The sequence below is a fragment of the Pseudarthrobacter sp. O4 genome (genome assembly GCF_050157025.1).
In the GTDB taxonomy this organism is placed as follows: domain Bacteria; phylum Actinomycetota; class Actinomycetes; order Actinomycetales; family Micrococcaceae; genus Arthrobacter.
The window spans coordinates 18,844-32,325 of sequence record NZ_CP189592.1 but is presented as its reverse complement, the minus strand read 5'-3'; the positions used below and the strand labels follow the sequence as shown (position 1 = coordinate 32,325).

The following is a 13,482-nucleotide window of genomic DNA, read 5'->3' as shown; positions in this document are numbered from 1 at the left end:
GGTGAGGTTCGCGGCGCTGGCACCGATGGGGCCGGCAGAGGATATCCAGAAGTTTTTCGACGGCGGGATCCAGGGTTTCGCGGCGAGCGTTTTCGATGTGATCAAGGGCGCTTTCAGTTCGACGGACATGAACTCGAACTGGTGGGTCTCTGTGATCGGCGGGACGGTCAACACCCATGTCGGCGGGCAGGTCACCACGGTGGTGTATCCCGGCATGTTGACGCTTTTGGTGCAGGTCATGGCCCCGGTGATGGTCATTCTTGTTGCCGCGCAGGTTGTTGTCAGTCTCTTCCGCTCTTCCACTGTCGGCCTGATCCGGGCCGGCGCCACAGCGGTGTTCGCGATCCCGGCGACCTACATTCTGGCCGGGATCATGTTCACCCTGATCCAGGTGATGGACAACATCTCCGTGTACATCCTGGCTGCCGGGAACAACGACGGAGAGGACGCGGTCACCACCACGGTGCTGGCGTTGTTCGGCCTCTCCTGGGATCCGGCCACAAAGTCCGTGGTGCTGGATGAGAACTACCAGCAGTGGGCTCTGGCGAAAGACCAGAACAACCCGGGAGCGATTCTCGTCCCGGTCATCCTGATCTTCGTGATCTGGATCATTGCGCTTTTGCTGGCGGCGTTCATGGTGTTCCGGATGCTGGGTTTGATCGTGCTGGCCTCGTTGCTGCCGATCGCGGCGATGAGCCAGCCGCTGGAAGCAGCGAAGGGCATTTTCAAGGGCTTCGGCACGACGGCTCTGGCGTTGCTGATAGCCAAACCATTGTCTGCACTGGTGCTGAAGATGGGGTTCGTGATCTCGGCGACGTCGAACACGACGTTCCAGTTTCTGGCCGGGATCCTGTGCCTGCTCATGGCCGCTGTCATGCCCGTGCTGACGATGAAGTTCATGGCGTTCCTGACCGGCGGGGCAGGGGACGGGATCATCGGCGGCGGCTCCGGGATCGGGTCCGCCGCCGGGCGCCGCTTCGAACGCCACGGCGGCAGTGCATTGCGCAGCACACGGCAAATGAGTTCCAGGATCGCGCGGATGCCGGCCCGGATCGGGCGCGGCAGGTAATGAATACAACCAACGATTTTCGGGGAGAGGTGCTTCGCTGATGAGCGCAGGCGTAGTAATGGAAGAGGAGCTCGGCTGGCACGATGTGCGGTTCGGGCGCGAAACCAAGAGGGGAGTCGTGCTCGGGCTGGAAATGCACCAGCTCATCACCTTCGGTATCGCGATGGTGGCCATCGTGGTCACGGTCCTGGTGTTTGGCTTCCCGCTCGGCTGGCTGATCGGCGGGACCATGCTGCTGATCACCGGGCCGGTGTGCTGCACGAGGTTCCACGGGACCTCCACGCTGCAATGGGGGCTCCGGTGGGTCGGCGGACGGTGGAGCAAGGGTACGGGCCAGGGGAAGTACCTGCGGGCGACCCGGACCGAAACACCGTTGGATCTTGCCCCCGCGCCGGTACACACCCACGGTGCACTCCATGCAGCCCCGGACCCGGATGGGGAGCCTCCGGCCTACCGGTCAACGATCGGCAAGAAGGGCCAGATCGTGCCGGGAACACCGGAGCGGTTCATGTTGCCGGGGGAGCTGAACGAGCTGCTCTGCTATGAGCTGCCCGGCGGGGAAGCGTTCGTCTATGACCCGGTGAACAAGTACGGGATCCTTGCCGCCCAGGTCGAATCCATGAACGCTTTCGCGCTGGAGTCTGAAGACGAGCAGATCAACCGTACCGAGGCTTTCTCGTCCGTTTTGACCGCGCTCTCCACCCAGGAAGGCGTCGAGTACCTGCAGCTGACCGATCAGACGTCGGTGGTGTCCGGGGCGAAGATCCGGGACTACTACAAAACCAAGGGCGCGCAGGCTCCCCGGGTGGTCCGGGACGGGGAACTGGTGCCGCTCTCGGGCGCGAACATCAACTCGTTCGCGTCCCACGCCTATGAGGACCTGGTATCCAACGGGCGCGGCATCATGCACCACGAAGGCTGGGTTGTGGTCGTGTTGAGCCGGAAGAAACTGGAGAAATCGATCACGGCCCACGGCGGCGGGCTCGCCGGGTTCATGAGCCTCGCGGCGGGCACCATTTCCTCGGTGACGGAGTCGCTGACGCCGACAGGGACGATGGTGCGGTTCTGGATGAACGCCCGGGAACTCTCAGCCTGCATCCGGCGCGCAACCGACCCTGCCTCCGCGGTGGAGATCTCGGAGCGGACCGGAGCGTTTGCCGGTGTCGCACCGGCCTCTGCCGGGCCGATGGTCATGCTGCCGGAGTGGTCCACGCTCCAGACGGACACGGGCATTCACCGCACCTGGTGGGTTTCGGAGTGGCCACGGAAGAAGGCCAGCCTCGGGTTCATGTCCAAGCTCGTGTTCGCCGGTGACTTCCGGCACTCCGTGACCCTCATCGCCAAGCCATACCCGGTCAGTAAGGCCATGAAGGACATCACCACCTCCCTCGCCGATCACGATTCCGGGCTCGATATTCAGCACCGGCTGGGCCGGCCGATTTCCCGGGCGCAACGGCTGGAAGGAACCGACCTTGAATTCCGGGAAATGCAGCTCACCGACGGCTTCGGGGCCTTGAAGATCGGCGGCTACGTCACGCTCTCGGCATCGGACGCGACGGAACTGGAAGTGAACAACACCAAACTGCGCAACGCGGCCGCGGCCGCACAGGTGGAGCTCCGGTGCCTGTACGGGCAACAGGCCGAAGGCTTCGTCGCCTCGGCCATGCCGCTGGGCAGGGGACTGCTGTGAAGCACATCGGAGGAAAATCGAACCGGCTGTCCGGGCTGGTCCCGGTCATGCTGGATATCTCCAATGGATCCCGGCAGGCAAGGGCGCAGCAACGCCTGACCAGGGCCCGTGCCGTCGCGGCTGCGTCGGTTGAGACGGCTGGCGGGGATGACGGCTTTCCGCAGCAGGCATTCCCTGCCGGCGGGAAGCAGCGCATCAACAATCTTCGCGGCGGTTTCCGGCTCCGCCAGCGCCCGTTCAGCGAGACGGCGTTTTCCTTTGCGACGGCGTACCCGTTCCTGGCCGGCGCGAACCTGGGACACAAGGGCGCCTACATCGGCGAGGACGTTTACGGCGGCGGGGCGTTCGTGTTTGACCCGTGGGAGCTGTACGAGGCGAAGGTCATCACCGGCATGTCGATGATCCTGATGGGCGCTGTGGGTTCCGGAAAGTCCACGTGCGCGAAGTCCGTGGTCTGCCGCCTGGTGATGCTGGGACGCAAGGCGTTGATCCTCGCGGACCGTAAGGGCGAATGGGATGTTGTCGCGCAGTTCCTGGGCGGTCACACCATCAAGGTCGGCCCGGGCCAGCCGGACCGGGTCAACCCGCTCGATGAGGGCATCCGGCCCTCGGTGACGCCGGACGGGGAACCGATGACGGATCTGCGCTGGGCGGCGATGGTGCGCGCCAGGCGATTGAATCTGCTCCAGACCATCGGTGAAATCCTGCTGGACCGTGCCGTGCAGGGCGCCGAACACACAGCCCTGTCGATGGCACTGGATCTCACGGTGGAGTCGGCTGCGCCGGGTGTGCCGACGTTGCCGGGCTTCATTGAGCACCTGCGGCAGATGAGCGTTTCCACCGATGGTTCACGCTCCGTTGCCGAAGCCGCCGAACGGCTTCTGCACGCCTTTTCCCGCTGCACCCAGGGGGACCTGAAGGGCATGTTCGACGGCGAAACGACAGCGAACTTCGACCCCGAACTGCCGATCATCACAGTCAACACCAAGGCACTGGTCGGCGCATCGAAGGAAGCACGGAAAATCGCCTACGCCTGCACCGGGTCATGGGCTGAATCCATGGTCACCAACTCCGACTCCGGACAAAGGCTCTGCGTCTACGAAGAGGGCTGGGACTCAGTCAGCGACGAAGCATCCCTGACACGGATGATGGAGGCGTGGAAACTCGCCCGTGACTACAACATCTTCAACGTCCTGATCATCCACAAACTCGGGGACCTGGACATTGCCGGGGAGGCCGGATCGAAAATGGCGGCGATGGCACGCTCCCTGCTGGGCGATACCACGGTGAAAGTCATCTACCGGCAGGAAACAGCCAACCTTGCCGTGACCGAGCGGGAGCTGGGCCTGACCCGGGCCGAGCGGGAAGACGTAAACCGTTCCGCCCAGGGCACCGGGCTCTGGAAGGTCGGCCCCTACCGGACGGTGAGCGTGAAAAACCAGCGCACCACCGCCGAAGTGCCGGTATTCGATACCGACGGCAAAATGCGCTCCACCAGGGGCGGGGAGGCAGCAGCATGAAGGCGATGGATAAAGGGACCCAGATGGCGGTCCTTGCCCTGGGCCTGATCGCACTGGTGCTCTATGGGCTGTACCTGCCGGGGCAGATCGCCGCGTTCTTCCGCTGCGGATCCTTCACCACCCTGCCCTCGATCCTCCAGCCGCTCGGATTCCTGAACCCGTCCAGCCCCGCCGACGCCTCCGTCTACGGTGTCACGGCAGCCGGCTGCGGACCGGAGAGCGGGGCAGTCATCGTCTGGATGGTCCTGCTCGTCGTTCTGGCCGTCGGCGCCGGCGTGACCGTATGGAAGCTGGTGCACGACTGGAAGCTCTCGGACGAGTACTTCGTCAGGGACGTCATGGGCCGTGACGGGCTGGCAAAGATCAAGGAAATCAAGAACACGGTCGGGGAGAAGAAAATCCTCGAACGCGCCAAAAGCATCCGCCCCACGCTGGCGCGGCCGTCAGTGGAGGACGCATCCATCCGGATCGGGCACGTCCTCTCCCAGGCGGTCCTGGTCTCCTGTGAGGAATCGATCGTTCTGGTCGGCCCTCCCCGGTCAGGTAAGGGGTTTCACCTGCTGATCTCCGCGATCCTGGACGCCCCGGGATCCTGCATCACCACCTCGACCAGGGCGGACAACTACGCGGCCACCCGTGAGCTGCGCTCAAAGGGCGGGCCGTGCACGTTGTTTGACCCGCAGGGACTCACCGGGGCGAAGTCCTCGCTGAAGTGGTCACCGATCACCGGGTGCGAGCGGCCCGAGGTCGCAGCCCGCCGGGCCTCCTCACTGATCGGCTCCTCCGGGCTGGGGAAGTCCGGGTCCAACCAGGAATGGGCCGGCGCAGCGATCTCCATCCTCCAGTCACTCCTGCACGCCGCAGCCCTCGGCGGGCACAGCGTTGACGAGCTCTACCTGTGGGGGACGGCGCCGGCAACGGCGAAAGCGGCGCAGAAGATCCTGCTCGAACACCCGGACGCCGCATTCGGCTGGGGACAGTCGCTCAAGTCCATCCTTGACGGGGACCCGAAGATGCTCGGCAGCCGCTGGTTCGGCGTCGAAGGGGCACTGGCCGGCCTTGCCGTGCCGCTCGTGCGCGAAACCCTGAAACCGGCCAGCCCGGCCGAAGAACTCGTCCCGGCGAAATTCATCAGGGACCGGGGCACCCTGTACCTGATCGGGACGAAGTCCGGCGGCGGGGCCATGGCGCCGTTCCTGATTGCGATGATGGACGAAATCACCGAAACCGCCCGTGAAATGGCCATCCGGCTGCCGGGAAACCGGCTCGATCCGCCGCTGTCGCTGGTGCTGGACGAGATCGCGAACATGTCCAGCTCCTGGCCAGGGCTCGTGACGCTGATGTCGGACGGCGGCGGTTTGGGGATCAGCCCGCTCGTTGTCCTGCAGTCCCTCGCTCAGGCCCGCGGCGGCTGGGGAGCGGAAGAAGCGCAGGCCGTGTTCGACTCCGCGACGGTGAAAATACAGCTCGGCGGCTCGGGCAACGAAAAAGACCTCGAATCGTTCGTCAAGCTCTTCGGCACCAGGGCTGTGGAGGAAGGCTCCGTCACGCACACCTCCGACGGGTACTCCTCCAACACCTCCAAGCGGGAGAAGGACGTCATGACCGTCTCGGAGCTGCGCCGGCTGCCGTTCGGCTATGGCCTGTTCGTCGGGCGCAACGGCAGGCCTTTCCTGCTGAAAATGACGCGCTGGATCGACCGGCCCGACGCCCCGGACATCAAGGCCGGCATCAGGAAGTTCAGCAGCTCACTGCTGGTTGAACTGACCGACTCCACGGCCACAGGAACGCAAGAGCGCATCAGCGAAGAAGTCCCTGGATAAGCCATGGGTCTCTCTCTGGCCCGGAAGTCCGGGGCCCGGCGCCGCGCCTACACCGGATACCTGCATTCCGGTGCCTGGGCGTGGCGCCGCACGCGCTGGTTCAGGGACTGCCGCGCCGCCGGGGCCGAACCGGCCTGCCAGGTCTGCGGCACAACCCTGGCCGTGGCGGGGACGCTGGATCTGCACCACACCAGCTATGACGGCGTCTACATCAACGACGACGGCAGCTACCGGGCCGAAGAGCCGGACACCGATCTGCTGCCGTATTGCAGGGAACACCACCAGGACTTACACAGGATCCTTGATGAACGACGAGGCGATTACTGGGGCTGGAACCGCCGGCGCGCGACCGCCGTCATCACCCGGATCCTGACCCGTAAACATCACCAAAGGACACCATGACCGATCCTCGCACCACCACCGGCACCCTGGGGACCTGCTGGCTCTGTGCACAACAAAGCAACCGCATCGAAAGCCACGTCGTTGACCACGACCACTACGAACTCGCCGCCTGCAACGGAGCCGAAGGAGTCAGCGTTGACCTCTGCCCGATGTGCCACGTCGCCGTGCACAAATGGATGCGCTCCAACGGCAGGCCCGGCACGCACGCGGCCGCCGACGCCCTCGACGCGATCTTCTACCGATTCACCAACGCACTGCTGCCCGAACCGCGGAAAGAGGAGCCATGAGCACGAGCACCGAACCGTCAGCAACCGACTGGACCGTCGAGCCGTTCAACGCCGACGAAGACTCCCCGGACACCTGGACGCAAGACGCCGGCACATCAACCGGGGGCGGGGGAGGCGGGCTGCCCGCATTTCTGGACCCGGTTATTGAAGCGGAACTCGGCGCAGGCCCGCCGGAATGGATGGGGATCCGCTGGCGCGAGATCAGTGCCGAACACAAACCCGCTGCGTGGACTGCCATGAGGCAATGGGTGGACTGGTTCGTCCGCGAGTACCAGCTGAACACCTCCCAGATCACCGAGTGCTGGTTTGAACATTCCGACATCGTCGCGGAGCTCTACGCCGGGATGTGCGCCGAATACAAGATCTGGGAAGAAGGGACGCCGGGCCTTGGGGCGATGACAACGTGGCACCCGCACGTCCAGGCGATGATCGTCCGGCTGGCCGCCATGGTCGATAAAAGGCAATGCCACATCACCGGACACCAGGACGATCCCGCCGACCTGGCTTTCACCTACAACCAGGACCGGTGGGCGCGGATCCGCGACGGTCTGACCGCAACCGTGGAAGTACCGCGCGAAAGGATCAATGGGCGCTGGAGGCCTGTGGTCGTTGCACGTGGCGGGGAAGTCATCACCGGCCGCGAAATTCTTGTTGGCCCTGCCGCCGCTGTCGAGGCCGTCCAGATCACCGGCACAACCCTTCTCTCCGGGGCCGCAGCGAACAGCGTGCAGCTACGACACACAACCCAGGGCGCTGCCGCTGAATCGTATTGGGAACAAACCACCGGACCCGGCGGGGGAGACAGCTGGACACGCCACACGGATCCCGAAGCAGAGACCGGACCCGACACCACAGACCCTAAGTGAGATAGCGGTAGACCGTTGCCCGGGAGGCTCCCAGCATCTTGCCGATGTCGCCGGCACTGATTCCTTTGCCCTTGAGTCCTTCGCCCGGGCGGCAGCCGGATCGTCGATTTTCAAGGATATGCCCGGGTGTTGCGGCCCAGCCGGTCAAGCTTCCACACGGTGAGCACATCATGTACGCGCTAAATGGCAGGTTTTCACGTGTCCTGATGGCGGGGCAGGAGTGCCTCCTCCCCTACGAGGGGCGCCGCTTCATGGCTGACAGATCGGCGGCCTGGTGGGTCCTGTGAGGTGTCGTGCGATTTGGTCTGTTTGCTCGAGGGTGAGTTCGGGTACTTCTCCGAAGTCGGTACCGCCGCCGGGGAGTGTGCCGGCGACGTGGAAGTGAAGGTGCGCGATGGCTTGGTGTGCGGCGGTTCCGTTGTTCTGCCAGACGGCGATGCCGGGCCGTTCGTAAGCGTCGTCGATCGCAGCGGCAGCCGCGGCCACGGTATCGATGAGGGCGTGGCGTTCCTGTGGTGTTGCTTCCAGCAGCGTTGGGTAGTGGCGGGTGGGGATGATGAGGAGGTGGCCGATGCCTCGTTGATCCCTAGTGACGAGCACGGCGATGAGGTCCGTGCGGCAGAGGACGGTGAATGGTCGTCGGCCGGTGAGGTAGTCGCAGAAGGCACAGGGATCGTCGTCGGGCAGTTCGAGGCTGGTTTCGGTCATGAGGTGACTAGCGAGGTCAGGAATGCTTGGAATTCGGGCAGGTTGATCTTGTGCTGCTCGGCCGGGTGGATGACGATGCGTAGTTCGCTGGAAAATCGGGACCGTTTGGTGCGGAGCAGGAAGGAGAAGGCGATCAGTCGAACGGCGATCTCGGGGGTGAGTTCGGGGATGCGGGACTGTCCCTGCCCGATGAGAGGGACGCAGATCGGGTCGCCGTTGCCGTGCACGTCGACCTGGTCCCAACTGTTGTCGAGGCTGTCGAGGACTCCACGGATCGTTCCGCTGGCCCTATTTTGATTGTCCATGGTCGTGTACGCGGCGCAGTAGTAGCGGATGGGACCTGGGGGTGACAGCGTGATGACTGTGCCGACGGGGTAGACAGTCTGCTTCCCGGCCTTGGTGATCGTCCCGACGGGGGCCACGGCTGTCAGGGCTTGATCCAGGTTGTGGTCGAGCTTGTGTTGCGATCCTCCATATACCTCGTGCAGGAAGTTGCCCTGGAGGCTGCCTCGCGCGATTACGTCGGGCACCGAGGTGTCGAAGGTGGTGGTCATCCCGATTAGGACGCTCGCGCCCTGATTGAACAGATCGCCCACGACCAGGCGGATGGTGACGTTTTCTCGATAGGTCTGACGCGGTTCTCGTCGACGTAGGCCCAAGCACGCCCACCCCGCGGCAGCCACACCCACGAGGAGAACCAGCCACCATTTCCCATCCCACCACGACGGCGCCAGCGGTGCCAAGATCCCGATCGGGATCGCGCTGATACCGAGTGCGGCCAGGAACCGATGACCCAGCACCTTCATCTGGCGCGGCAAGGGTTTCACCACGGCGGGGTCTCTCTTACAACCCCAGGTCGGTGTAGACGCTGGCGTTGTAGATACGCTCACCAGTCGTGGCGCTGCCCGCGAATCCGGGGGCGTAGCTGTCGAGCGCGTACTTGATTATCTTCGGTTGGAACGACACCGAGACAGTGTGGTGGTCGGCGTCGGTGAGCGGCTTAGGGTAGTTAGAACTGTTGCCCTTGCGCGACCCGTCCAGATGGGAGACCACGACCGGCAGATCGAACTCCAGCGCCACCTGGAGTTCGTAGGCCAGGAACGACACCCCATCCCCGCCCTTCTTCTTCGCGTGCGGACTGCCGAGGACCACGACCTGCTTCGCGTTCTTCATCCGTTCACGCAGATTCCTCTTGATCGTCTCAGGCTTACTAGTGTCACGCGCCTCGTACAGGTCGTGGGCGTCGTAGAAGTTGAACTCGATGTTCTTGTTCTCTCGCCACGCCTCCATCAGCCGATACGACGTGATGTCCTCACTCGCGAACGCCACATAGGTCTTGTTCCGGTAGCCCATCTCAGTCTCCCCATCAGATCTTGGCCAACCTCGAGAATGAGACTCGCCGGATGAGACAACCATAGCCACGGCCGCCGACAAACATCGGCATTCCCGCCATGTCCCTACCCGTCTCGAAAACCTATTGTTTTTCAAGACACTCGAACGGACCCGGGAAGAGGGCTGTCATTTTCAGTACTTGTCTGCACGGCGGCCCCTGGATTTCCGGGGTTGTGCAGGCGAGTGTTGACAAAGACTTGTCAGTACACGTCTGCACAAAACGCGCATTTGCCCAGCACTCCTCTGCACAATGAATGCTTAGGCGGCAGTGTCCCCGGCGCGCTGGATCGCGCGGTAAACCGTAGACCTGGCCACGCTAAAGAGTTCCGCAATCTCGGTCGTGGTGTGAGTGCCGGCCTTGTGGACAATGAGCAGATGCTTCTCCTGCGCCTTGGAGAGTTTCGGCTGCTTCCCGCGAAGGCGACCAGCTGCCTTCGCCACTTGCATGCCCTCACGGGTGCGTGCACGAATCAGGTCGGCCTCAAACTCCGCGACCATCGCGAGCACGTTGAACAGCAACCGGCCTACCGGATCGGTGGGATCATGCACGGAACCGCCGATGCTGAGCTTCACTTCGCGGCGGGTGAGGTCATCGACAATGTCTTTCGCGTCGCGCAGCGACCGGGCGAGGCGGTCGAGCTTGGTCACGACGAGGGTGTCGCCGGCCCGGCATGCGGCTAACGCTTCGCGGAGACCTGGCCGGGCTCGGTTCGTTCCGGTGAGGCCTTGATCGGTGAACGTCGTCTGGTGTGAGACACCGAGGGCGGCGAGGGCGTTCTTTTGGGCGGTGAGGTCTTGGTCGTTGGTGGATACGCGCGCGTAGCCTATAAGCATTCCGGTCATGCCTGTGGAGTGTACCGTTTAGCCCCCCTTGACCGGGCATTTTCTCGGGCGGGTACTACGGGAATCGGGCGCCCCCGGAACCATGCGGATCGTCTTCGGTGTTCCATTCACGGCTGGACGTCCCGGTGGAGGACCGGCTTATGGGACATGACGTTCTCCGTCTAAACCGCAATGGTAGGAGCAGCACGCAAACAAAGAGGATTAGTTCACGGGAAGATCCGATCGGGACTTTGTGTAGTGGGAAACGAAGATGCTCCGGACCGAATTCAAATGCTGATGAAGGCATCGGGGCTCAGCGATGGAAGGAAGCAGGAATAGCCACATATGGGCTACCCGTTCAATGAGGTCGGTGCGGCTGGTGAGGGTATCGGAGACGAATTGCACTCCGATGAACGAGGCCACCACATAGCGGGCAAGGTCCTCTACATTGATGCCCGGGCGTAGTTCTCCCGCCGAGGCCGCCCGGCGGAATAGCCCTTCGAACATCTGCACAGCATCCAGATAGGGTTTCGTGACACGGGAGGCGAAGGTGGATTCTTCCATCGTGAGCCGGTATGCGGCCCCGACAAACGGTTCTTCAGTCAGTTGGCGAGCGATCACTGCCGAGAGCTCCATCGCAGCAGTCATGCTGTTGCCGTCTTGAGTGGACACTGCATCAGATGCGGGGCCGAACTCCTGCTCATACTCAGCGATCACAGCCCACGCAAGCTTTTCCTTGGTCTGGAAGTGAAACTGCATCGATCCCTTGGTAACTGCGGCTTCCCGGATGATGGCAGCGGCGGTGGCACGGGCAAACCCTTCGCGGTTGAACACGACAGCGCCCGCCCGCAGTACGGCGGATCGAGTCTTTTCGGCACGCGCCTGAACCGTCATAATTCATCCTCTCTCAACAGAGCCTGGAGTGGTGATAGGCCGTGCTGTTGGTTCTTGCAGAACGGACCTTCGTCCCGAGACCCATCACGTGAAAAAAGTATAGAGGGATTGTTTTCATTGACCACGTACGCCCGGCCTCGCAGGCTGGATTGAGCGGCCGCACCCGCGGCGTGGCATTCCCACATCAAGAATGCATTTTTCTCCGACAATCTAAGGATTCTTCGTGTCCAATAGCCTGTTCACTCCCATAGGAATCGCGTCGTCCTTCGGCGGGATGTTTCTCATCGGCGCGCTCGAAGCACTCTATGGTCCATCTCTGATCCGGCTCATAGAACGGTTCGAGGCGTCCCCCTCCGCCGTAGGCATCGTCATCAGTGCCCACTTCATCGGGGGCCTTCTTGGAGTGCTCTCCAGTCAAAGTATCCATGCGCGCATCGGGAACAGAGTCACGCTCGCGGCCGGCTACCTGCTCCTCCTCCTGGGTAGCGTAGGTTTCGCTTGGGCCCCGACGCTGCTTCTTGCCATTACGGCTTCAGCTGCGGCCGGTTTAGGGTTTGGGGCATTGGATTATGCCTTCAGTCATCTGTTTGCCGTGGCTTTTGGTTCCGGTTCTGGAAAGATGCTGAATCTTCTTCACGGCTTTTTCGGCGTCGGGGCTATCCTTGCCCCTCTTGCGGTTGCCCTCTTTGGTCCCGAACACTACCCGGCGTACTTCACGGGCTTTGCCCTTCTTACCCTCATCACCGCCCTGGGAGTCCAGGGAGTGAGGTCATTCCCCACCCAAGGCTCCGCGGCACGGGAGACCCCCGCAAGCGCACCAGGGACGGGATTATCCATGGCGGCAGGCAAACGATTCTACTTCATGGTTGGATTCGCCGGAATGATCGGTGTCTTCGTTTTCCACGTCGCAGTGGGAAGCGGAATAGGAAGCTGGGAAGCAACCTACCTGACCCTCAGCGGGATCAGTGTCGAGCAGGCGGCCGCGGCAACGTCTCTGTTCTGGTTGAGCATGACTGCAAGTCGTTTCGTTCTGGCCGCAGCGATTAAGCGACTGCGTCCGGGAACGGTTGTGACCCTCAGTTGCACACTCATGACGATTGGTTCAGCTGTCGCCTTCATCCCTGGCTTCGCGGTTGTAGGTCTGGCTCTGGCGGGGTTCGCGATCGGGCCAATTTTTCCGACTGCCTTGGCCTGGGCAAACCAGCTCTTCGGTGGACGATCCTGGGTGAGCGGATCACTGATCGCCATTTCCATGATCGGCGGCATCGCGTTTCCTCCTCTACTCGGCGCCACAGTCACGGCAGATGCTGACCAGGCCCCGTTCCCGTTGGCACTTGCCGGACTCTCGCTGCTCTGTGTGCTGGCATGTATAGCAATAGGCGCCATGCGCATTCTTCAGCGCCGCTCAGACACGAATACAGACCAGGACCAAGAGGTTCCGGCACTCGCGCGTCGCTGATACCCGCAGCGATAGCGGACGTATGGCGACTGAGATTTGGAGGACCAACCAGATGGCTTTCGACTTCGATCGGCCACCGAGGCACCCGGACGCGCTGCCGGACAAACCCTGGCAGACACCAACCACCCGATACGTCAATCCGATGTTCCAGGAGGAAAGCTTTGCACTTACCTCCGACTGGACGATGCATGCCGACGACACCGTCAGTGGCCAACTCCATCGGTTTTCAGATGAAGACCAAGATCTGGCATATGAACTTGAGCGCGAAATGTACAGGTATGGCCTCGGATGGATGATGGGTCCGGACAGACGACTCATCACCGTGATCGGACCTGAGAGTTGTCGGGCAGGAGAACCTGTCCCCGAGCGGCTCTTCCCCCACTTAACGGCAAAAGTAGCGTGCCGGGCGACGGCTTTTTTGAATCAACAAGCGCTCAACCAACCGCGTAGAGAATCTTCGTAGAGAGAGGCCCGCGGCGAAGGGTACCTCACGGGCCTGAGGATAAATCGAACCCAAAAAAACCGGACGAACGGCTTGGTATTCGCGTAG

General features: G+C 62.7%; 14 protein-coding genes. 9 read left to right on the top strand and 5 right to left on the bottom strand.

Going from position 1 to position 13,482, the window contains the following annotated elements:
• Position 1: 1 nt before the first annotated feature.
• The 7 genes from ACQCSU_RS21730 to ACQCSU_RS21700 are packed head-to-tail and all read left to right on the top strand — an operon-like array spanning position 2 to position 7,657.
• Positions 2-1,069 (top strand): hypothetical protein, encoded by a 1,068-nt coding sequence (locus ACQCSU_RS21730; protein WP_426980011.1) that lies wholly within the window; start codon positions 2-4, stop codon positions 1,067-1,069.
• Between the two features lie 40 nt (positions 1,070-1,109).
• Complete coding sequence (locus tag ACQCSU_RS21725; RefSeq protein ID WP_426980010.1) at positions 1,110-2,759, top strand: SCO6880 family protein; 1,650 nt, start codon at positions 1,110-1,112, stop codon at positions 2,757-2,759.
• Positions 2,756-4,279 carry a conjugal transfer protein TraC gene (locus tag ACQCSU_RS21720; protein WP_426980009.1) on the top strand — a complete coding sequence of 508 codons (1,524 nt, stop codon included), beginning with the start codon at positions 2,756-2,758 and terminating at the stop codon, positions 4,277-4,279. Before ACQCSU_RS21725 ends, ACQCSU_RS21720 begins: the two co-directional genes overlap by 4 nt.
• Entirely contained in the window at positions 4,276-6,102 is a 1,827-nt protein-coding gene (locus ACQCSU_RS21715) for a type IV secretory system conjugative DNA transfer family protein (RefSeq protein ID WP_426980008.1), read from the top strand. The genes ACQCSU_RS21720 and ACQCSU_RS21715 overlap by 4 nt, the downstream gene beginning before the upstream one ends.
• Before the next feature lie 3 nt (positions 6,103-6,105).
• Positions 6,106-6,504: a hypothetical protein gene (locus ACQCSU_RS21710; protein ID WP_426980007.1), complete on the top strand. Its 399-nt coding sequence runs from the start codon at positions 6,106-6,108 to the stop codon at positions 6,502-6,504.
• Positions 6,501-6,791, top strand: a complete 291-nt coding sequence (locus ACQCSU_RS21705; RefSeq protein ID WP_078107874.1) for a hypothetical protein — start codon at positions 6,501-6,503, stop codon at positions 6,789-6,791. Before ACQCSU_RS21710 ends, ACQCSU_RS21705 begins: the two co-directional genes overlap by 4 nt.
• Complete coding sequence (locus tag ACQCSU_RS21700; protein WP_426980006.1) at positions 6,788-7,657, top strand: hypothetical protein; 870 nt, start codon at positions 6,788-6,790, stop codon at positions 7,655-7,657. Before ACQCSU_RS21705 ends, ACQCSU_RS21700 begins: the two co-directional genes overlap by 4 nt.
• A 249-nt stretch (positions 7,658-7,906) precedes the next feature.
• Here the strand turns inward: ACQCSU_RS21700 and ACQCSU_RS21695 are convergent, their stop codons facing one another.
• The 5 genes from ACQCSU_RS21695 to ACQCSU_RS21675 form a co-directional block, all read right to left on the bottom strand.
• Positions 7,907-8,365, bottom strand: a complete 459-nt coding sequence (locus ACQCSU_RS21695) for an HIT family protein (protein ID WP_426980005.1) — start codon at positions 8,363-8,365, stop codon at positions 7,907-7,909.
• Positions 8,362-9,195, bottom strand: coding sequence for a macro domain-containing protein (locus tag ACQCSU_RS21690; protein WP_426980004.1), 834 nt, complete (start codon positions 9,193-9,195; stop codon positions 8,362-8,364). Before ACQCSU_RS21690 ends, ACQCSU_RS21695 begins: the two co-directional genes overlap by 4 nt.
• A 13-nt stretch (positions 9,196-9,208) precedes the next feature.
• Positions 9,209-9,718, bottom strand: coding sequence for a TIR domain-containing protein (locus tag ACQCSU_RS21685; RefSeq protein ID WP_426980003.1), 510 nt, complete (start codon positions 9,716-9,718; stop codon positions 9,209-9,211).
• Between the two features lie 297 nt (positions 9,719-10,015).
• Complete coding sequence (locus ACQCSU_RS21680; protein WP_426980002.1) at positions 10,016-10,600, bottom strand: recombinase family protein; 585 nt, start codon at positions 10,598-10,600, stop codon at positions 10,016-10,018.
• A 201-nt stretch (positions 10,601-10,801) separates the two neighbouring features.
• Complete coding sequence (locus tag ACQCSU_RS21675) at positions 10,802-11,473, bottom strand: ScbR family autoregulator-binding transcription factor (RefSeq protein WP_426980001.1); 672 nt, start codon at positions 11,471-11,473, stop codon at positions 10,802-10,804.
• Between the two features lie 223 nt (positions 11,474-11,696).
• On the opposite strand from ACQCSU_RS21675, the gene ACQCSU_RS21670 reads away from it, so the two are divergent.
• Positions 11,697-12,932: an MFS transporter gene (locus ACQCSU_RS21670; RefSeq protein WP_426980000.1), complete on the top strand. Its 1,236-nt coding sequence runs from the start codon at positions 11,697-11,699 to the stop codon at positions 12,930-12,932.
• A 52-nt stretch (positions 12,933-12,984) separates the two neighbouring features.
• Positions 12,985-13,395, top strand: coding sequence for a hypothetical protein (locus ACQCSU_RS21665; RefSeq protein ID WP_426979999.1), 411 nt, complete (start codon positions 12,985-12,987; stop codon positions 13,393-13,395).
• Positions 13,396-13,482 lie beyond the last annotated feature (87 nt).

Excerpts from the sequence above, each read along its gene's own strand:
- ACQCSU_RS21705 (WP_078107874.1), top strand. The coding sequence starts at position 6,501 with ATGACCGATCCTCGCACCACCACCGGCACCCTGGGGACCTGCTGGCTC.
- ACQCSU_RS21725 (WP_426980010.1), top strand. The coding sequence starts at position 1,110 with ATGAGCGCAGGCGTAGTAATGGAAGAGGAGCTCGGCTGGCACGATGTG.
- ACQCSU_RS21685 (WP_426980003.1), bottom strand. The coding sequence starts at position 9,718 with ATGGGCTACCGGAACAAGACCTATGTGGCGTTCGCGAGTGAGGACATC.
- ACQCSU_RS21700 (WP_426980006.1), top strand. The coding sequence starts at position 6,788 with ATGAGCACGAGCACCGAACCGTCAGCAACCGACTGGACCGTCGAGCCG.
- ACQCSU_RS21715 (WP_426980008.1), top strand. The coding sequence starts at position 4,276 with ATGAAGGCGATGGATAAAGGGACCCAGATGGCGGTCCTTGCCCTGGGC.
- ACQCSU_RS21710 (WP_426980007.1), top strand. The coding sequence starts at position 6,106 with ATGGGTCTCTCTCTGGCCCGGAAGTCCGGGGCCCGGCGCCGCGCCTAC.
- ACQCSU_RS21680 (WP_426980002.1), bottom strand. The coding sequence starts at position 10,600 with ATGACCGGAATGCTTATAGGCTACGCGCGCGTATCCACCAACGACCAA.
- ACQCSU_RS21695 (WP_426980005.1), bottom strand. The coding sequence starts at position 8,365 with ATGACCGAAACCAGCCTCGAACTGCCCGACGACGATCCCTGTGCCTTC.
- ACQCSU_RS21665 (WP_426979999.1), top strand. The coding sequence starts at position 12,985 with ATGGCTTTCGACTTCGATCGGCCACCGAGGCACCCGGACGCGCTGCCG.
- ACQCSU_RS21675 (WP_426980001.1), bottom strand. The coding sequence starts at position 11,473 with ATGACGGTTCAGGCGCGTGCCGAAAAGACTCGATCCGCCGTACTGCGG.